The following is an 18721-nucleotide window of genomic DNA, read 5'->3' on the forward strand; positions in this document are numbered from 1 at the left end:
CGATCTCCAGTGATGATTAATGATGTGTATGTGACCCGGGCTTAATCACCTTAGCGGAAAACGTTAAGGTTTCGCCATCTTGCATGATTAAGGTCAACTGGACAGTCTGATCCAGATGTAATGGCTGTTTAAGATCAAATAACATTAAATGTAAGCCGCTTGGTTCAAACTTAACGACTTTCCCGGCAGGTATTGTAACACTGTCCTGCTGCATCATGCGCATCATATCGTTATGCATCATATGCGCATGTAATTCGACTTTATTGGCTACGTTACTTTGTGCGCCAATAATCACTTGATCGGTAGTACCGGTGTTTTCAATATTAAAATAAGCCGACGTATTAGGTACACCGGGTGGAAGAAGGCGAACCTCGGCCTCAGAAACGACTAACTGTGCAGCAACACTGGTAGATAACAAGGTGAATAACGCTAACACTAATAATCGCATCTTAATCTCCGCAACGTAAAGTTATATGGGGCAATGAAATTATTCAGTAAATCGAGTCATAAACCAAGCTAGATTTAATCTTAATTGCTCACTTCATTGCGATCTTTCACCAGCCAGATTATCACAATTGCCATCAACACTACTGGCCACAGGCTCGCAGCGCCGGCAAGAATAATTGAACCAATCACCACACAACCAACAAATAACAGGACGCTAAGCATGCTAATCGCCAGAAAAAAGCCGAGTAACAACATAATCACGCCAACAACTGCAAAAGAAAACCAACCAGCCATGCCGGTTAAATGCTCATCTCCTACTGAGACCATAACTTGTCCCCAGTCACTAATCACTTCGCCAAAGCACCAGGTCAGAATAATCCCGACCAGCACGGCAATAATTAGATTTTTGAACATGCTCTTTCTCCTATCAACGGTTAGGTAACAAGATAACGGCCAATAAATAGGCAATGGCTGTGGGGACCGGAAATAGCAATAAGCAAATCAGCGCAGCAATTCGAATGATCCACGCATCGGTATTCCAGTAACGCGCTAATCCGGCGCAAACACCACTGACTTTTTTACCGAATTGGACTTTGTATAAACTACGAGTGTTATCAAAATAATCTTTCATAAGGTACTCCTGAATAAAGCGTCAAAAATAGCGGCACCGTTCAACAGTACCGCTACCAAATTTCATTAGGCGACTTTCTTTTTAAGTGCAGCCAATTCTGCTTCCAACTGGTCTTCTTGCTGCAACTTGTTGAATTCATTTGTCAAACTGTCCTGATTTGAACCAAATTCATATGCATCAACCTGGGCTTCCAGATGATCCACACGACGCTCATAGTGTTCAAAACGCTGGATCGAATCGGCTAATTGCTCACTACTTGTTTGCACTTTGGCTTTTAAACGCGCCGACGCTGACTGCTGGCGCATGACAAGCGAATGCTGTTTAGCCCTGACTTCTGCCATTTTGGTGGTCAACTGAGCACTGTCATTTTGTAATTGGCTAATAATCTGGTTGACTGACTCAAGCTGTTTTTCCAACTCTGCCAGTTTTTGCTCAATGGCCTGTTTTTCTGATAATGCTGAACGAGCCAAGTCTTCACGCCCCTTACTTAAGGCTAATTCTGCATTTTGTTGCCATTCAGATTGTTTGTTCTGTAGACGGCGCTGTTGACGTAGCAAACTTTTTTGCTCCGCTAGCTGCTTGGCGGCCAAAGAACGTACTTCAACCATTGTCTCTTCCATTTCTTGCACAATAAGGCGGATCAACTTTTGTGGATCCTCAGCTTTATCCAGAATGGCATTAATATTTGATTGAACAATGTCGCTAATTCGAGTGAACATTCCCATTTTATTTCTCCACGCTAATAATTTAATTTAAGGTTGTTACTACATAGCTATAACAAGTGTTATGCCAACTTTAAAAATAATCGTAACCAACTGTTATAAAAGAACTTTTTGAAATGCGTTTACTAAATAAGGCTGAACGGCTCATCGTGTTAAAGCACTAACTTAGTCAAAAAAGCTAACTAATTAGTGAATTTGACCACCTTACAATCCACACATAATTCCGACTTTAAATTAAGCCATGCATAAACGGTTCAGCGTCTCAACATGACTATTCCACATGATCATCACCGCGAGTCGATATTCAGGCAGCACAACGTTCATCGCGCAAAAAGAGTAATAAGTGTATAGCGGTAACCAACAGCGGGAATCACGACAATAGTCGGGATGACAGATAAATGAGTTTAAATCAGGGGTTTATTATTCAGGATAGAATCACAAGACAGTCGACAACTTACTGACTGTCTTGTTGGGGGGAATGTGCGATATTGATTGAGTTTTGTTTAGCTTCAACTAAGGTCAAAATGATTGCCCCTGCTAAATAAGCGACGACGGGCACCATCAAAATACTAAGTAAATCCAGTTGGCTAATCATTCTGATTACTCAACATTGACCGCAACGGTAACGGGTGCATCTTCGGTGTGCAATACCACCTCAGATTCGGTGTTAAGTTCTGGCATTTCAGCTACTGGTTCAGACTCAAAAAAAGTCGCTTTTTCCAATTGTTGCTGTAACTGTTGATCGACTAGCTTAACGGCTTGCTCCATCAATTCTGACGAAACTTTCTGCATGTCGAATTCTTGTGCTTGTACCGCAGTGCTAGCAAACAAGCTGATACCCAAAATGGCAATTGTTGTTTTGACTTTAGTTAACATGATTGGCTCCTAGTGAAGTTAATAATTAAGTCGCAGTAACTATTGCGATAGTTGTGCCAATTTTAAAAAATAAATTAAATCGTTGTTTTTAATGGATATTTTATCAATTCACTCAGGACTGAGTTGTAAGGTGTGAGATAAGAGAATGATTAATTGGTTAAATTAACCAATTAAAGTGGTCAATTTAACCAATAAAAAGAATGCGCTTATTTAAAGGAAATTAGCGATGGGTATGCATAGCATTTATTGCCTGCATGAATAACTCTGGTGTTGCCTGTTGACTAGTGCCATTTTCACTTAAGTGACGACGCCACGCACGTGCTCCGGGTTGCCCTTGAAACAACCCCAACATATGCCGTGCGACATGCCAAAAACGCGCACCTTCAGTCATCTGTTGTTCGGTATATTCAACCATGTGCATTACAATATCGGCTCTGGAAAGGGCATTTTCCGGCTGATGGTAAAAACGTTGGTCGACCTCTGCCAATATCCATGGATTGCTGTATACCTCACGCCCGATCATCACCCCATCAATATAACCAAGGTGTGTGGCCGCCTCGTCCAGAGATTTAACACCACCATTAATACTAATATGCAGATCAGGAAATTGTTGTTTGAGTTGATAGACTCGCTCATACATTAGTGGGGGAATATCGCGATTCTCTTTGGGACTCAATCCTTGTAACCAAGCCTTGCGAGCATGGATAATAAAAGTCTCACAGCCGGCATCAGCCACAATCTGAATAAAACGGGTCAAATCTTCGACTTCGCACATATCATCAATACCGATACGCGACTTAACCGTTACTGGTATATCCACCTTTTGCTGCATACGACTGACACACTCTGCAACGGTTTCAGGCTCAGCCATTAAACAGGCTCCAAAACGACCGTTTTGCACCCGATCCGACGGACAACCGACATTGATATTCACTTCATTGTAGCCGTAACCTTCAGCCCGACTGGCACAGTCAGCCATCTCCTGTGGGTTTGAGCCCCCTAACTGCAATGCCACCGGCTGCTCAGCCTGATGAAAAGCTAAATAATCACCCTTACCATGAATAATTGCACCTGTGGTGACCATTTCTGTATATAACAACGTCTGTCTGGATATTTGACGCAAAAAATAGCGGCAATGGCGATCCGTCCAATCTAACATGGGGGCGACAGAAATAGTGCGAGGCAGCATAAATTCCAACTTACTGAAAAAAGGCCGCGTATTTTACTCTGAACACTATTGATACTCAATTTTACTTTACCATCGAGCTTATCGACTTCGTCATTGGGAGCTCATTTTATAATTTAGATAAAAAATTTATTATCCCATGCAATGCCACTGTCGCTATTTGGCGTCTATTAGACTTAATGCAACACCATGATAATATTTGTTTTTTTTCACATTTACATCGCTAAAAGCTGGCGTTATAAGCGTTGAATTGGTAACGTTTTAACATCTGTGGTTCCTCGTGATTTAGTAGCATAAAATGGCGCGTTTTCTAAAAATTTCAATGTGGATATTGATCTGCTTACTGGCCATTTTTGTTAGCCTGCTCTATTTTGCCATCGACGATAAACCTCTGGTGGTAGCCCAAAGTAACCAACAAGTTGAATCAGCCGATAGTTTGCCGGTTTTACTGGATCAATTAAAACGCTCACTGGCACGCTCACGGCGACACCAGTCTATTCAGCTAAAAGCCGAGCAACTCAATAGTTTGGCCGGCTTTGTACAGCGAGCCAAACCCAACATAAAAGCCCAAGCCACACTCAATTATCAGCACAGTGTATTAGCCATCAGCTATCAACTGCCGAGTAATCCTTTTGGTCGATTTATAAATGTCAGTATATGGCTAGAGACTGCTAATGAGCTGAAAATTGATAATGTACAAATAGGCGATATTCGTCTGCCAGGAGACATGGCTTTATCGCTGTTAACCTGGTCTTTGGATTGGTATAGCGGCAGTCAAATTGCCTCTGAGTTACCGAAGCGGATCACTCAAGTCAACATGGATCCAGATAAGCTGATGTTCAAAGTCGCCCCGGTTTACGATCTGTTGACGGCAATGAAGTCATTAAAGCGCGAACTCACAGAAGAGGAACAGCTTTTTCAACAAAGCATTGTGCATTATTTGCAATTTTTAACTCAAGTAAAAGTAATCGATCTGCAACTCCCGGCCATTTCAGTGACCCAGTATCTAGGCCCTTTATTCAAAGAAGCGCAAAAGCGCTCAATTAATCATGATGCCAGCGTCGAAAATCGTGCAGCACTGCTGGCGATGGCCATCTTCGATGGTAGTCGCCATTTTGCCCGATTCACCGGCAATATAGAGCCAGCGTTATTAAAAAAAGCCAAGCCGAACCATCAATTACTGTTATCCCATCGCCGTGATTTGTGCCAGCATTTTATCTATTCTGCCGCCATCGAAATTCTCTCACAACAAGGCATTTCCATTGCGGTTGGCGAATTTAAGGAACTGATGGACCGCAGTGCCGGAGGCAGTGGTTTCAGCTTCGCCGATTTATCTGCGGATATGGCAGGCATTGAACTGGCTAAAACCGCCACCGATCCTGAATATGCCAGTCTAATCCAGCAGAAGATTGCTCGAGGTATTAGTGAGAGTGATTTTTTCCCATTGATTGCTGACCTGCCGGAAGGATTAAATAAACAACAGTTCAATCAACAAATTGGTGAAGTAGACAGTCAGTTATATCAGCAAAAACGTCAGCTAATTGAGCAGCGGATAGCCAACTTGCCGCTTTATCAAAATTAATAATCCAGCCCAAACAGCCTGTGATAAACTGCACTAAATTTGGCGACAAGAAATGACGATGACAATAGAATCCCAAGTGCTTAAAGCCCGTATGTATTGTGAAGACAAAGGGGCCAGATTCACCGTATTGCGTGAAAAAATCTATAAATTATTAATTGAAAAAGAAGGCGCTATCGGTGCCTATGAGTTACTCGACCAATTAAAAGAAACCGAAAACACGGCCAAACCGGCAACCGTTTATCGTACCTTGGATTTTCTCCTCGAATTCGGTTTAGTTCATCGCATAGAATCGAGCAATGCCTTTGTGGCTTGTCACCATTTTGGCTGTAACCACCCGGTACAATTTTTAATTTGTGATCAATGCGGTGACGTAAAAGAGATACAATCAGCCGGTTTACAAGACACCTTAGATAAACAAGCACATAAATTTGGATTTAAAGTACAAAGCCAAACCATCGAAGCACACGGCTTATGTATTAGCTGCCAACAACATTAAAGTGTTATAGGTCATTGGAATGAAAACCCCGTTATGGCACCAGTACACCATCAACCTTGCCCCACGCCAACGAGGCTGCCATTTAATCAGCGATGAAATTATCAGCTCATTAGATACATTGCCTGACTATCAACTCGGCATGGCTAACCTGTTTCTTTGTCATACTAGTGCCAGTTTAAGTATTAATGAAGATGCCGACCCTACCGTCAGAACTGACATGAATGCCTACCTCAATCATTTAGTACCGGAAGATATAAGCTATTTTCAGCATACCTACGAAGGGCCTGATGATATGCCAGCACATATAAAGTCTAGCCTTATGGGAGTTAGCCTAAATATACCAATTCAAAATGGCCGGCTTGCATTAGGAACGTGGCAAGGCATTTATTTATGCGAATATCGTAATCACGGAGGTAGTAGGCGCTTACTAGTGACGCTAAATGGCGTCAGTTGATCTCTAGGCAAAACCCGATATTCTGAGTGAGGTTATATCGCTAACAAGGAATGCAATATGAAACACGTTGAGTTAAATAAAATCGGTTGTGCACTTTTTATAACTGGCGCATTTGCGTTATCAGGACAAGCATTAGCTGATGATGCATTAGAAGATGGCTGGGTAGCTGGCTTTATCGAATACTATAATACTGATGCTGACAAACCCGCCCCACTGGAATATCTGGATGATGGAAAAGGTTTCGGCGCTGAGCTGGGACTGCGTTTCAGCCCTCGTTGGGCAGGACGGATTGAATGGTCACATTTAAATATTGATGCTAAAGATGGTTTCGATGATGAAAGTGGTGATCGTCTAGGCTTAGATGCCCTTTACTTTTTGGATAAAAAATCTATTTACTTATTTGCCGGATTAAAACATGAAACCCTAGATACCAGTTATCGAATGGCGAATGTCGGAATTGGTAAACATTTTCAAATTAACGACCATTGGCGAGTCGTTGCCGAGGCAGCCAGTTATTATGATTTCGGACAGGAATACAATGACTTTGGCTTAAAACTGGGTATTGCTTATACCTTTAATACCGCTTCAAACCAGCATAAAGCAACTCCTCCACCTGCAGCACCACGGGAAGAACCCAAAGTCGTTGCAGCACCCATCGATTCAGACGGTGATGGAGTGCTGGATCAGGATGATAAATGCCCGGCAACCCCGAAAACCGATAAAGTAGATGCAGATGGTTGTAGCATCTTCATGGAACAATCGTATTCGGTTGTACTGAATATTTTGTTCCCGAATAACAGCAGTGAAATCACCGATCCGGATAGCCCTGATTTACAAAAATTTGCAGACTTTATGGCACGCTATGGGTCGGTATCGGCTGAAATTGGCGGACATACATCTGCAGTAGGCAAAGCAGATTACAATCAGTGGTTGTCTGAAGCTCGTGCTAATGCGGTCAGAAAACTGTTAATTGAACGCTATAACGTAGATGCCAGTCGCTTAACTGCCAAAGGCTATGGTGAAACAGAGTTACTGGATACATCCAATACACCTGAAGCGGCCAAGAAAAATCGTCGCATTCACGCCAAAGTCTCAACAACAGTAGAAACCAAAGTTAAACGTGATTAATCAAACAACTAATTGATTAAAAATTAAAAAGCCAGTCAATCGACTGGCTTTTTTAATATTTGATACAAAGCAGGAACGATTAAAAGAAGGTATACACCAGGGTGACCGCCGTTTGGGTATCCAAATTTTCATTCCCTTCAACCACATCACTGTTGTGGTTAAGTAACAACGACACTTTCAAGGCGAGTGAACCATTAATCTTAGCGGCTACCGAGGTTTCTGATTTAGACTTGGTATTGTCCGAACCAATTTCAGTACTGATTAACTGACGAAACGTTGCAGTTGGTGAAATTTTCCATTGATAATCCATCGCGCCACGAACAATAAACCCGCTGGCATCTTCACCTTCTTCCGTTTTGGCAAATGAATAACCCGGACCGACACTGTAGTTAAAACTGCTGGTATCGTTTTTCCAAACCTGTTGTCCCCAACCTGTAGCCAGTGTGCCTTGATATTGATAACCACTGAAACGGTCATCTTCATAAGAAGCAAAGGCAAAAATACGATGATTCGGGTCGGTTAACTTATAGTTACCCTGACCAGATACAAACACTTTTTGAGCAGTCGTTTTGGTGATTTGACCATCATCACTATCTACTTCATCTTGCTTATATAAAGACTCGACAATGTAATCATTGCTCCACTGCTCTAACTCTTGGTGGGCACTAAGCGTAGCTTTAATCGACGTTGTTTCAGTATTCCCGGTGGTTTTAATCAAACCGAATTCACCATCCATTGTGAACGGTTTAACATTTTCACCGCTATCACTTGGATTACTGCTATTGTCCGCCATATACAAACGAGACATTAAATCGATTCCGGCCATGCTGACCATTGGAACGAAAGCGAGACTGCAAATTACAAGTTTTTTTATCATCAATACGGCCTTAACTACTAGATTGTCGGTCAAAAAATGCGCACATATTGTAAGGTAAATATGATATCACACCAAACAATTACTGATATTTATATCAAATTTTATCTTCCCAAACCTTATTTTTACTGAATATTAACGAATATTTTACGATTAGAAGGTATTTATTTAAAAGAGTAACATTTCCTCCCATTGTGATCATTTACAACGCTCCCCCTTCTAAATAACGTAACGCTTTCCCTCGCATGGTTTGAATACTCGGCCAAAAAATGGACCGAAATGACTAATATCCTGACTTAAATATTACAACATAAAACGCCGCTTAAAGGAGCCAATCGACCTAGACTTTACCAGACGTGACGTTTATCCTGACACTATCTTCAGCAGCTAATACGTTTAACTAAAAGGCCCTTTACATGTCCAAAATATTTGATTTTGTTAAGCCCGGTGTTGTTACCGGTGATGACGTACAAAAAGTATTTTCAGTCGCCAAGGAAAATAAATTCGCTTTACCAGCCGTTAATGTGGTTGGAAGCGACTCAATTAACGCAGTATTGGAAGCTGCGGCCAAAGTCAAAGCCCCGGTTATCATTCAATTCTCCAACGGTGGTGGTGCATTTTACGCAGGGAAAGGGTTGAAATTAGACGGTCAACAAGCCGCTATTTTAGGCAGTGTTTCCGGTGCTCATCATGTTCATGCGCTTGCACAGAGCTACGGAGTGCCCGTTATTGTGCATACCGATCATGCCGCCCGTAAGTTATTGCCCTGGATTGATGGCTTATTAGACGCTTCAGAAGCGCATTTTGCCGCCACCGGTAAGCCACTATTTAGCTCACATATGATTGATTTATCAGAAGAGCCTATTGAAGAAAACATTGCCACCTGCAAAGAGTATCTGGCGCGTATGGCTAAAATGGGGATGACGCTGGAAATCGAATTAGGCTGTACAGGCGGTGAAGAAGACGGCGTGGATAACAGCGGTATGGATTCCTCATTGCTCTACACTCAACCATCTGAAGTCGCCTATGCCTATGAAGAGCTAATGAAAATTAGCCCACGATTTACCATCGCCGCGTCTTTTGGCAACGTTCACGGTGTATATAAGCCCGGCAATGTAAAATTAACTCCAGCCATATTACGAGACTCTCAAGCTTACGTATCTGAGAAATTCGGCTTACCAGACAATAGTTTAAACTTTGTATTCCATGGTGGTTCAGGGTCCACCGAAGCCGAAATCAAAGAGTCCATCAGCTATGGCGTCATTAAAATGAATATCGACACCGACACCCAGTGGGCAACTTGGGAAGGAGTGAAAAATTACTACGAAACCAAAAAAGATTACCTGCAAGGCCAAATTGGTAATCCTGATGGCGAAGAAGCCCCAAATAAAAAGCACTATGATCCCCGCGTTTGGTTGCGCGAAGGCCAGTTATCAATGGTGCGCCGTCTGGAAAAAGCTTTCTCTGATCTGAACGCGGTGGATGTACTGTAACTTATAGCTGAAATGCTGATGTGAAAGGCGATACAGTTCATCTGCATCGCCTTTTTTATTGGCTAACCAGCCAAAAAAATAATCGTTGTTCTTCGCGTATATTTCTTTTCCATGCATCCTGAGTTTATCAAATGGAACGGGACGCACGGATTTGGTTTTAACTAACGACTCTAACTTCCCCTGAAACAGAGAAACTTGTTCGGATAGCCTGCTAACGCTCCGCTAAACGGCGAGCGTTAGCGAGTCCGGTGGAGGCCACGCTTTTTTGTGGCCGGAACGCATTTCAGCGGTTTGTTATGCATTATTCGGCACGTCACTTACTGTTCCGTCATCATGTAAATAATGGACGTTTTCATCAACTATATCTTCTATTACAGCCCTTGCAGAGTTAGGTGATTCTACAAGACCTTTTATAGGTTGTGCTTCGTAGTGAATCATATCGACTTCAATGGAATCTAGTTGAACAGGGCCTAAACCTTCAACATCAAGGTAGTATTTTGAGCAATCTAAGGTATTGTCGCCTTCCACTAGATTACTCGTGTTTATTAGTTCATTTAACCTAACAGCAACCTCACCATGCTCATCGAGGAGTGGATGATGTCCAGGATAAGTGAAGTTCATTTCATATTTATCTAGGCCATTTCTTATCAAAGCTTCTTTTGCACTATCTTGATTAAAGTTGAATTTAGTATTCTTAAAATCACTCATTATCGGTTGTATTGCATAATGAATTGATTTAATCAGATGATTAACTAAAACAAGCCGGATATTATTCTCTTTCGCCAATAAGATTGCTCCTTTCTGATAGGAGCTTGTTGTTGCAATGATTCCATTGGCATTTCCTATGTCACGTAATATCTCTGCAAAAGAAGCTACATGAGATTTCTTTACTGCTGATTTATAGTTTTTGCATTCAACGCAAGTTCTGTAAGTTGTTCCGGCAGCTTTAAATTCCCAATAAACATCAATTTGATGAGTGGCTCCACTTTTACCAGTTATGATAACGTCATGTTCTACTCGCAGATTTTCGAATCCGTCAAAGTCCAACATTCCTTGATGGATTTCGGCAACTAGCTTTTCATATTCCGTGTTTCTATTAGTCAAATCTTAATTTCCTAGTAGATGCATAACGCCCGCAGCAAGCGCGGCTTTGTAATGGAGGCGCAGCCGCAATGGAAAAGCCGTCGCTTTGCCTGCGATTGTTAGGCTTACATCTCATGGAGTTCCAAGCCTCGCGATGCACCAATGATGTACCAAATGTTTTGCCACAGCACCCGAGCTAAATCTGTACCTGAAAATGCAGTTTCCTCATTACCCTTTCTTAAAAGCTTGCCGTTGGCTAGATATTCACTTTCAAATGACCCTAAACGTCTTGGCGTAAACTCTTTTGGTAGTACAGCTCTCATGGGCTCACGATAAACAGGGTCGTCTGCTACTAGGAAGAACTGATCAAACAAGTGAGAGAATGCAACCATATGATTCCCAAGCTCTAGGCTATACCACTCTTCACAAATTGTATTTATACGAACCTCGCCCTTATCGTATTCTTTAACATATCCATCTAAGTGAGCAATCTCATGAGTATCTTCTTCGGGATGGAACACAAAAACGGCGATGAAAGACTTCTCATGGAGCCACTGAATTGCATGGGGAATAAAATCCTCTAAACTCACTTCAGCAAAACTTCTGTCAGGATGAAGTTTTTTGAAAAAGCCAATTGCTCTTGCTGTTTCCCTGCATATGAAGGGATAGTCTATGTACATGACTCGGTATTTTGCTGGTGATCGCTGAATTCTTTCTTTATAAATTTGGCGAACTTCAGATACGCAACCTGCGGGGTTGCGATTGATTTCCCTGCCGGTAAATCTAATCACTGTATATCCTGCTCGGGATAAGTATCGCTGGCGTATAGCGTCCTTCTCCAGATGCTCCTTTGTAGAATGGTAGTCATGGCCGTCTAACTCAACGATCAATCGAGCATCTTTTAAAAGAAAATCAACTCGGTACCTGCTGTGTTTTTCGGGGTCACCAAACCAATGTTCATTTTCAATAGCATTTGCTATGTCACCCAACTCTTTACTGAACTCTTTCTCAATATAAGATTGACCCCGATCTCTGTACCAGCTCGGAGGTGATTCAGGTTGTCCTGGATATTTCATCGTTTCTCCGGAGGCCTAACAATTTCATAGAAGGAATTAACCCCGTATTCGTACCGGGTGAAATTCCTTCTTTGCTGATTTATTTTTCCGACAATACGCTGCATATTCAAGTAAATCAATTTGTTAGATGTGAGTTATTTATGAGTCAAAAAACAAAGGCGGCTTTTCACCCGCAAGTTTCTGGATACCCGCCTTCGCGGGTATGACGCAATAAATTCATCCGTCGACTACCCGTTCCTCGATCTCAGGACGAAGGGTTTTGGTTTTACCTTCCCCTTTGCAGTAAACAAAAACCTTGTTCAGATTAGCCTACCGGTATTCGAGACAGGGATGTCGAGAAAACAGCGGCTGAAAGGATGTGGATTTGCTGTGATACAGGTAGGCCTGAACAAGGTTTTTGTGTTTTTACTGCAAGGGTGCCGTGGGGTTCTTAGGGGACTGCGGCAGCACAGTCCCCTAAGCTGCCGTCGCCAGCGCGACACCCAAAATTAACTTTTATGACCATGCTAATTTGCGTAGCAATAGATGCAATATTCTGTTTTTTTGGGTTTTAAACTTTATGGAACCCGGCCCAAAACATCACCGGGATGACGTGAATAAAGGCCAACATACAACAACGCCGCTGGGCAGCGGCGTTAAACTACAACAATTAGCTTGGCTAACTATTTGGTTATATCGGCAGACTACTTACCGCGTTTTTCCAGCATGGCAACTGCCGGTAACTCTTTACCTTCAACAAACTCCAGGAAGGCACCACCACCGGTGGAGATATAGGAAATTTTATCGTCCAAACCATATTTATCGATGGCGGCTAACGTATCACCACCACCAGCAATAGAAAACGCGTCACTTTCTGCGATAGCACGTGCGACCACTTCAGTGCCTTTTGAGAAATTATCAAACTCGAACACACCACACGGGCCATTCCACAAAATAGTCTTGGCGCTTTTTAATACCTGAGCGACTTTTTCGGCAGTTTGTGGACCATAATCCATGATTTCTTCGTTATCCTGTACCTGATCCACATTTTTAATTGTCGCAGGAGCAGTATCGGAAAACTCGGTACCAACACGAACATCAATGGCTTCAGGAATATCCAGACTATCCATTAACCGTTTGGCTTCGGGGATCAAATCTTTTTCATGCAACGATTTACCCACGTTATAACCGCGAGCCGCAATAAAAGTATTGGAAATACCACCACCTACAATTAATTGATCCGCCACTTTAGATAACGCATCCAGAACGGTTAACTTGGTAGACACTTTAGAGCCACCGACAACCGCGACTAAAGGACGAGCCGGATTATCCAGCGCTTTGCCCAAGGCTTCCAGTTCGGCAGCTAACAGCGGACCAGCACAAGCGACAGGAGCGTGTAAACCTACTCCATGAGTTGACGCCTGAGCACGGTGCGCGGTACCGAAAGCATCCATTACATACACATCACATAAAGCGGCATATTGTTTGGATAAGGTTTCATCATCGGCTTTTTCACCCGGATTAAAACGCACATTTTCCAGAATCACTAATTCACCCGCCTTCACATCCAGACCATTTAAATAATCGTTGGCCAACCGCACCGGAAAATCCACACTGGCGGCAATATGATCCACAACAGGTTGTAACGAATATTCCTGCTCAAACTGGCCTTCTGTAGGACGGCCTAAATGTGACATCACCATTACTTTGGCACCGGCGTCAATCGCGGCTTGTATGGTGGGCAAGGAGGCACGAATACGCGCATCAGAAGTCACTTTACCGTTTAATACCGGTACATTCAGATCTTGACGGATCAACACCCGTTTTCCGGCTAAGTCTAATTCAGACATTTTGATTACAGACATGATTATTCCTTAATTTTATGGTTTTAAATTTATCCCCTTCATCCTTGAAACTGCACGTTTGTTCGCTGCACTTATTCGCCTCACTCACTTAGTAAACTAAGCTCATGGGCTCTCATTCATTTGCTGCTGCCGTGCAATTCCAATGATTTTGGGTATATGTTACCGAAGCATGTGCTCATTATTGAGTTTCAAGGCGATACATTGCCATCGCGGTATCTAACATTCGATTGGCGAAACCCCACTCGTTGTCACACCACACCAAGGTTTTAACCAACTGTTTATGGCTGACACGAGTTTGACTACCATCCACAATACAGGAGTGGGGATCGTGATTAAAATCACAGGATACAAGCGGTTCTTCGGTATAACCGAGTAAATCCTGCAAGCGACCTTTACTGGCTTGCTTGAGAGCCGTATTCACGTCATGAATACTCACTTCGGTATCCAGCGTTACACTTAAATCCATGGCGGTCACATTAATGGTTGGCACTCGCACCGCAATGGCTTCAAACTTCCCGGCAAATTTGGGCAGAATACGCTCAATCCCCAAAGCCAGTTTAGTATCTACCGGAATAATCGATTGGCTAGCCGCTCGCGTACGACGCAAATCATCATGAAAAGCATCGATGACTTGTTGATCATGCATTGAGGAATGAATCGTCGTAATAGTGCCGCTATTGACCCCAAACGCATTATCCAATGTTTGGATCACCGGTACGATACAATTGGTGGTGCAAGAACCATTGGAGACAATTTTATCGTCATGGCTCAATACATCGTCATTAATGCCATAAATAATAGTGGCATCCATATCCGGTGTACCCGGCTGAGCAAACAACACTTTGCCCGCCCCCTGATCAAGATGCGCTTGCCCAGCAGCCCGATCTCCATAAACTCCGGTACATTCAAGCACAATATCAACTTTCAACGCTCGCCAGTCTAAATCAACAATATTGGCATGATGCAATAATTGAATCGGATTACCCGCCACAATCAACCGATCGTTATCCAAGCTGACCGGAAAACCAAATCGGCCGTGGGAGGTATCGTATTTCAATAAATGCGCAATACCTTGGGGGGCGGCCAATTCATTAATTGCCACAACCTGAATATGTTGATGACGACCCGACTCATACAACGCCCGCAATACATTACGACCGATACGTCCAAAACCATTGATTGCAATACGCAGCATTATTTATTGATCATCTCACTGATAAGGTTTAACCAACCCCAAAAAAATCAGGGCGCTAAAAAGCGCCCTATTCTATAGCTAGTTAGACTTTATCGAAAGTCATTATAAGCTGTTAGCTTTGGCCGCAATGGCTTCTGGAGTAAAGCCAAAGTGCTTCAACAATGCTCCACCGGGAGCGGACTCACCAAAAGTAGTCATGCCGACAACCGCGCCTTCAAAACCAACATATTTATACCAGTAATCGACATGGGCGGCTTCTACTGCCACACGCTTGGTTACCGCTTTAGGTAATACCGAGTCACGATATTCCGCATCTTGCTGATCAAATACGCTAGTACTTGGCATAGATACTACTCGTACCGCTTTACCTTGTGCGGTTAATAAATCAGCCGCTTCAACTGTAATCCCCACCTCAGAACCGGTCGCAATCAGGATCACGTCGGGTGTACCACTACAATCTTTAAGCACATAACCACCGCGAGCAATGTTAGCCAGTTGCTGGGCATCTCGCGCTTGGGCAGCTAAACCTTGACGACTAAATACCAACGCTGAAGGGCCGCTAGTGCGCTGCAACGCAGATTTCCAAGCCACTGCAGTTTCAGCACCATCACAAGGGCGCCATGTGTCCAGATTGGGTGTCATGCGCAAATTAGCAATTTGCTCAATAGGTTGATGGGTTGGACCATCTTCACCTTGACCAATTGAATCATGGGTATAAACCTGAATATTGGGAATGCCCATTAGTGCAGACATCCGCAATGCGTTACGGGCATATTCCATAAACATCAGGAACGTCGCACCATAAGGACGGAAACCACCATGTAAGCCGATACCATTCATGATACCGGTCATGCCAAATTCACGCACACCGTAATAAATATAATTACCGCTGGCATCATCTGCGGTTAACCCCTTGGAGCCTGACCATAATGTCAGGTTTGAACCGGCCAAATCAGCAGATCCACCTAAAATCTCAGGCAAAAAGCTGGCAAAGGCTTCAATACTATTTTGTGAGGCTTTACGGCTAGCAATATTTTCCGCTTTATCTTGCGATTGCTGGATAAACGCATCAGCTTTTGCTTCAAAATCAGCCGGTAATTCGCCTTTGGTACGACGCTCAAATTCGGCAGCTAATTCCGGATGGGCTTGCTGATAAGCGGCAAATTGCTCATTCCAATTTTGTTCATTTACTGCACCGGCAGCTTTAGCATCCCAACCTGCGTAAATATCGGCAGGGATTTCAAAGGGCGCATGAGACCAGCCCAGTTCTTTACGAGTGGCAGTAATTTCATCGGCACCTAATGGCGCGCCATGGCTATCATGGCTACCGGCTTTGTTCGGTGAACCAAAACCAATCACGGTTTTACAACAGATTAATGTTGGTTTGTCGGTTTCAGCACGTGCCGCTTCGATAGCCGCCTTAATCGCTTCTGGATCGTGTCCGTCCACATCAGCGATCACTTGCCAGCCATAAGCTTCAAAACGAGCCGGGGTATTATCGGTAAACCAACCTTCTACTTCACCGTCAATCGAGATCCCGTTGTCATCCCAAAATGCTACCAGTTTACCTAAGCCAAGTGTGCCGGCTAATGAGCATACTTCATGGGAAATACCTTCCATCAGACAGCCGTCACCCAGGAAACAATAAGTAAAGTGATCGACAATATCATGACCCGGCTGGTTAAACTGAGCCGCTAATGCTTTTTCAGCAATTGCCATTCCCACCGCATTACTGATCCCTTGGCCTAACGGCCCGGTCGTAGTTTCAACGCCTTCGGTGTAACCATATTCAGGATGCCCCGGGGTTTTTGAATGCAACTGGCGGAAGTTTTTTAACTCTTCGATAGGTAAAGCATAACCGGTCAGATGCAATAACGAATAGATCAACATTGAACCATGACCATTCGACAACACAAAACGATCGCGGTTTGCCCATTTAGGGTTAGACGGATTATGTTGGATAAAATCGGTCCAAAGTACCTGAGCAATATCAGCCATTCCCATGGGTGCACCTGGGTGACCTGAGTTGGCTTGTTGTACCGCGTCCATACTCAATGCGCGGATGGCATTGGCGAGTTCTCGACGTGAAGGCATAGCTTCTCCTGTAAATTTATTCGTCGGCCACCTAGCGGCACTTCTTATAGTTAGCTAGCGGCACATATCTAATTTTGGGTTGCCATTCTGTCTTAGCTACTGACGAACTGCAACGGCAAGTGAAATAACATAAGAATATATAAAAAAATATTTAACTCTGTTGCACTTAATACAAGGCGCGCAACGATTCATTACCGTCATATTAAAGAGATTCATTACCGTCATATTAAAGACTAAATACTCAAGTTATTCCCGATTGGAACGATAACTTAACAAATAGCCATTTAGACGTCTAGATGTAAATGCTGGTAATTTGATTTTTAGCCGTTAGAATACCCCCAATTAAGTCCACGAGCTGACAAACTGTATTTAAGGAACCCGCCATGGCGAAACAATTATTCACTTCCGAATCGGTATCCGAAGGTCATCCGGATAAAATCGCGGATCAGATTTCTGATGCGGTATTGGATGCCATTCTGGAACAAGATCCCAAAGCACGTGTAGCCTGTGAGTCTTTTGTCAAAACAGGTATGGTTTTAGTCGGTGGTGAAATTAATACCACTGCATGGGTCGATATTGAAGAACTCACCCGCAAGACGGTACGTGATATTGGCTACACCCATTCTGATATGGGCTTCGATGCCGATTCTTGTGCCGTACTCAATGCTATCGGAAAACAGTCACCAGATATTAACCAAGGCGTAGATCGCTCGCGCCCGGAAGATCAGGGAGCCGGCGATCAGGGCTTAATGTTTGGTTACGCCAGCAATGAGACTGACGTGTTAATGCCCGCCCCGATTACTTATTCACACTTGCTGGTTAAGCGCCAGGCCGAAGTACGTAAAAACGGTACTTTACCTTGGTTACGCCCGGATGCTAAAAGCCAGGTCACGTTTGCTTATGAAAATGATAAACCAGTGGGAATTGAAGCAGTGGTGTTATCGACTCAACACTGTGACTCCATTAGCACCAAGGATTTGCGTGAAGCAGTGATGGAAGAAATCATTAAACCAGTATTGCCAGCACAGTGGTTAAATAGCGATACACAATTCTTTATTAATCCCACTGGCCGTTTTGTCATCGGTGGCCCAATGGGCGATTGCGGTTTAACCGGGCGTAAAATTATTGTCGATACTTATGGTGGCATGGCTCGTCACGGTGGCGGTGCGTTTTCGGGTAAGGATCCATCCAAGGTGGATCGTTCAGCCGCTTATGCTGGCCGTTATGTGGCTAAAAATATTGTCGCCGCCGGATTAGCCGAGCGTTGTGAAATTCAAATTTCCTACGCGATTGGCGTAGCAGAGCCTACGTCAATTAGTGTGGATACCTTTGGTACCGGCAAAGTAGATAACAAAACTCTGGTGGCGCTGGTTCGCAAGCATTTTGATTTGCGTCCATTCGGCTTGTTAAAAATGCTCGATCTGGAACGTCCTATCTATAAAGCAACGGCAGCTTATGGGCACTTTGGACGTGATGAATTCCCTTGGGAAGCCACCGATAAAGCAGATTCGCTGCGAGATGAAGCCGGATTATAATCGCT

General features: G+C 43.5%; 19 protein-coding genes. 6 read left to right on the top strand and 13 right to left on the bottom strand.

All coding sequences use genetic code 11. The annotated features are described in order from the left end of the window. Positions 1–16: 16 nt before the first annotated feature. The 7 genes from ACTD55_RS11495 to dusA form a co-directional block, all read right to left on the bottom strand. On the bottom strand, positions 17–448 hold the full coding sequence (locus ACTD55_RS11495; RefSeq protein ID WP_438864476.1) for a copper chaperone PCu(A)C: 432 nt from the start codon (positions 446–448) through the stop codon (positions 17–19). Positions 449–528: 80 nt separating this feature from the next. After that, positions 529–861 (bottom strand): hypothetical protein, encoded by a 333-nt coding sequence (locus ACTD55_RS11500; protein WP_438864477.1) that lies wholly within the window; start codon positions 859–861, stop codon positions 529–531. 13 nt (positions 862–874) lie between these two features. Further along, positions 875–1078: a PspC domain-containing protein gene (locus ACTD55_RS11505; RefSeq protein ID WP_438864478.1), complete on the bottom strand. Its 204-nt coding sequence runs from the start codon at positions 1076–1078 to the stop codon at positions 875–877. Between the two features lie 65 nt (positions 1079–1143). Continuing rightward, positions 1144–1803, bottom strand: a complete 660-nt coding sequence (pspA, locus tag ACTD55_RS11510) for a phage shock protein PspA (protein WP_438864479.1) — start codon at positions 1801–1803, stop codon at positions 1144–1146. Between the two features lie 451 nt (positions 1804–2254). Then, positions 2255–2395 carry a hypothetical protein gene (locus tag ACTD55_RS11515; RefSeq protein ID WP_438864480.1) on the bottom strand — a complete coding sequence of 47 codons (141 nt, stop codon included), beginning with the start codon at positions 2393–2395 and terminating at the stop codon, positions 2255–2257. A gap of 5 nt (positions 2396–2400) precedes the next feature. After that, positions 2401–2676, bottom strand: coding sequence for a hypothetical protein (locus ACTD55_RS11520; protein WP_438864481.1), 276 nt, complete (start codon positions 2674–2676; stop codon positions 2401–2403). Between the two features lie 220 nt (positions 2677–2896). Further along, positions 2897–3865, bottom strand: coding sequence for a tRNA dihydrouridine(20/20a) synthase DusA (gene dusA / locus ACTD55_RS11525; RefSeq protein WP_438864482.1), 969 nt, complete (start codon positions 3863–3865; stop codon positions 2897–2899). Positions 3866–4160: 295 nt separating this feature from the next. Between dusA and ACTD55_RS11530 the strand changes: the two genes are divergently transcribed. From ACTD55_RS11530 to ACTD55_RS11545, 4 genes are read left to right on the top strand one after another with little or no spacing between them, the layout of a single operon-like run. Next, complete coding sequence (locus tag ACTD55_RS11530) at positions 4161–5444, top strand: hypothetical protein (protein WP_438864483.1); 1284 nt, start codon at positions 4161–4163, stop codon at positions 5442–5444. A 58-nt stretch (positions 5445–5502) separates the two neighbouring features. Continuing rightward, positions 5503–5940: a transcriptional repressor gene (locus tag ACTD55_RS11535; RefSeq protein WP_438864484.1), complete on the top strand. Its 438-nt coding sequence runs from the start codon at positions 5503–5505 to the stop codon at positions 5938–5940. 19 nt (positions 5941–5959) lie between these two features. Further along, on the top strand, positions 5960–6394 hold the full coding sequence (locus ACTD55_RS11540; RefSeq protein WP_438864485.1) for a secondary thiamine-phosphate synthase enzyme YjbQ: 435 nt from the start codon (positions 5960–5962) through the stop codon (positions 6392–6394). Positions 6395–6451: 57 nt separating this feature from the next. Continuing rightward, the gene (locus ACTD55_RS11545; protein ID WP_438864486.1) at positions 6452–7522 is read left to right on the top strand and encodes an OmpA family protein; all 1071 of its coding nucleotides are present in this window, start codon (positions 6452–6454) and stop codon (positions 7520–7522) included. 79 nt (positions 7523–7601) lie between these two features. Here the strand turns inward: ACTD55_RS11545 and ACTD55_RS11550 are convergent, their stop codons facing one another. Beyond that, a complete protein-coding gene (locus tag ACTD55_RS11550) occupies positions 7602–8330 on the bottom strand; it encodes a DUF481 domain-containing protein (RefSeq protein ID WP_438864570.1) in 729 nt (242 codons plus the stop codon). A gap of 482 nt (positions 8331–8812) precedes the next feature. Here ACTD55_RS11550 and fbaA point away from each other — a divergent pair, with 482 nt between their 5' ends. After that, entirely contained in the window at positions 8813–9889 is a 1077-nt protein-coding gene (gene fbaA / locus ACTD55_RS11555; RefSeq protein ID WP_438864487.1) for a class II fructose-bisphosphate aldolase, read from the top strand. 294 nt (positions 9890–10183) lie between these two features. Here the strand turns inward: fbaA and ACTD55_RS11560 are convergent, their stop codons facing one another. The 5 genes from ACTD55_RS11560 to tkt form a co-directional block, all read right to left on the bottom strand. Beyond that, on the bottom strand, positions 10184–10993 hold the full coding sequence (locus tag ACTD55_RS11560) for a restriction endonuclease (RefSeq protein WP_438864488.1): 810 nt from the start codon (positions 10991–10993) through the stop codon (positions 10184–10186). A 104-nt stretch (positions 10994–11097) separates the two neighbouring features. Then, on the bottom strand, positions 11098–12048 hold the full coding sequence (locus tag ACTD55_RS11565) for an endonuclease domain-containing protein (protein WP_438864489.1): 951 nt from the start codon (positions 12046–12048) through the stop codon (positions 11098–11100). Positions 12049–12731: 683 nt separating this feature from the next. After that, positions 12732–13892 carry a phosphoglycerate kinase gene (locus ACTD55_RS11570; protein ID WP_438864490.1) on the bottom strand — a complete coding sequence of 387 codons (1161 nt, stop codon included), beginning with the start codon at positions 13890–13892 and terminating at the stop codon, positions 12732–12734. A 178-nt stretch (positions 13893–14070) separates the two neighbouring features. Next, positions 14071–15087, bottom strand: a complete 1017-nt coding sequence (gene epd, locus ACTD55_RS11575; protein ID WP_438864491.1) for an erythrose-4-phosphate dehydrogenase — start codon at positions 15085–15087, stop codon at positions 14071–14073. Between the two features lie 102 nt (positions 15088–15189). Then, positions 15190–17181, bottom strand: a complete 1992-nt coding sequence (tkt, locus tag ACTD55_RS11580) for a transketolase (protein ID WP_438864492.1) — start codon at positions 17179–17181, stop codon at positions 15190–15192. A gap of 383 nt (positions 17182–17564) precedes the next feature. Between tkt and metK the strand changes: the two genes are divergently transcribed. Next, on the top strand, positions 17565–18716 hold the full coding sequence (gene metK / locus ACTD55_RS11585) for a methionine adenosyltransferase (protein WP_438864493.1): 1152 nt from the start codon (positions 17565–17567) through the stop codon (positions 18714–18716). Positions 18717–18721 lie beyond the last annotated feature (5 nt).

It is taken from the genome of Neptunicella sp., from assembly GCF_048268085.1.
In the GTDB taxonomy this organism is placed as follows: Bacteria; Pseudomonadota; Gammaproteobacteria; order Enterobacterales; family Alteromonadaceae; genus Neptunicella.

Excerpts from the sequence above, each read along its gene's own strand:
- epd (WP_438864491.1), bottom strand. The coding sequence starts at position 15,087 with ATGCTGCGTATTGCAATCAATGGTTTTGGACGTATCGGTCGTAATGTA.
- ACTD55_RS11505 (WP_438864478.1), bottom strand. The coding sequence starts at position 1,078 with ATGAAAGATTATTTTGATAACACTCGTAGTTTATACAAAGTCCAATTC.
- ACTD55_RS11540 (WP_438864485.1), top strand. The coding sequence starts at position 5,960 with ATGAAAACCCCGTTATGGCACCAGTACACCATCAACCTTGCCCCACGC.
- dusA (WP_438864482.1), bottom strand. The coding sequence starts at position 3,865 with ATGCTGCCTCGCACTATTTCTGTCGCCCCCATGTTAGATTGGACGGAT.
- tkt (WP_438864492.1), bottom strand. The coding sequence starts at position 17,181 with ATGCCTTCACGTCGAGAACTCGCCAATGCCATCCGCGCATTGAGTATG.
- ACTD55_RS11550 (WP_438864570.1), bottom strand. The coding sequence starts at position 8,330 with ATGTCTCGTTTGTATATGGCGGACAATAGCAGTAATCCAAGTGATAGC.
- ACTD55_RS11520 (WP_438864481.1), bottom strand. The coding sequence starts at position 2,676 with ATGTTAACTAAAGTCAAAACAACAATTGCCATTTTGGGTATCAGCTTG.
- fbaA (WP_438864487.1), top strand. The coding sequence starts at position 8,813 with ATGTCCAAAATATTTGATTTTGTTAAGCCCGGTGTTGTTACCGGTGAT.
- ACTD55_RS11500 (WP_438864477.1), bottom strand. The coding sequence starts at position 861 with ATGTTCAAAAATCTAATTATTGCCGTGCTGGTCGGGATTATTCTGACC.
- ACTD55_RS11495 (WP_438864476.1), bottom strand. The coding sequence starts at position 448 with ATGCGATTATTAGTGTTAGCGTTATTCACCTTGTTATCTACCAGTGTT.
- ACTD55_RS11545 (WP_438864486.1), top strand. The coding sequence starts at position 6,452 with ATGAAACACGTTGAGTTAAATAAAATCGGTTGTGCACTTTTTATAACT.
- ACTD55_RS11535 (WP_438864484.1), top strand. The coding sequence starts at position 5,503 with ATGACAATAGAATCCCAAGTGCTTAAAGCCCGTATGTATTGTGAAGAC.
- ACTD55_RS11570 (WP_438864490.1), bottom strand. The coding sequence starts at position 13,892 with ATGTCTGTAATCAAAATGTCTGAATTAGACTTAGCCGGAAAACGGGTG.
- ACTD55_RS11515 (WP_438864480.1), bottom strand. The coding sequence starts at position 2,395 with ATGATTAGCCAACTGGATTTACTTAGTATTTTGATGGTGCCCGTCGTC.
- metK (WP_438864493.1), top strand. The coding sequence starts at position 17,565 with ATGGCGAAACAATTATTCACTTCCGAATCGGTATCCGAAGGTCATCCG.
- pspA (WP_438864479.1), bottom strand. The coding sequence starts at position 1,803 with ATGGGAATGTTCACTCGAATTAGCGACATTGTTCAATCAAATATTAAT.
- ACTD55_RS11565 (WP_438864489.1), bottom strand. The coding sequence starts at position 12,048 with ATGAAATATCCAGGACAACCTGAATCACCTCCGAGCTGGTACAGAGAT.
- ACTD55_RS11530 (WP_438864483.1), top strand. The coding sequence starts at position 4,161 with ATGGCGCGTTTTCTAAAAATTTCAATGTGGATATTGATCTGCTTACTG.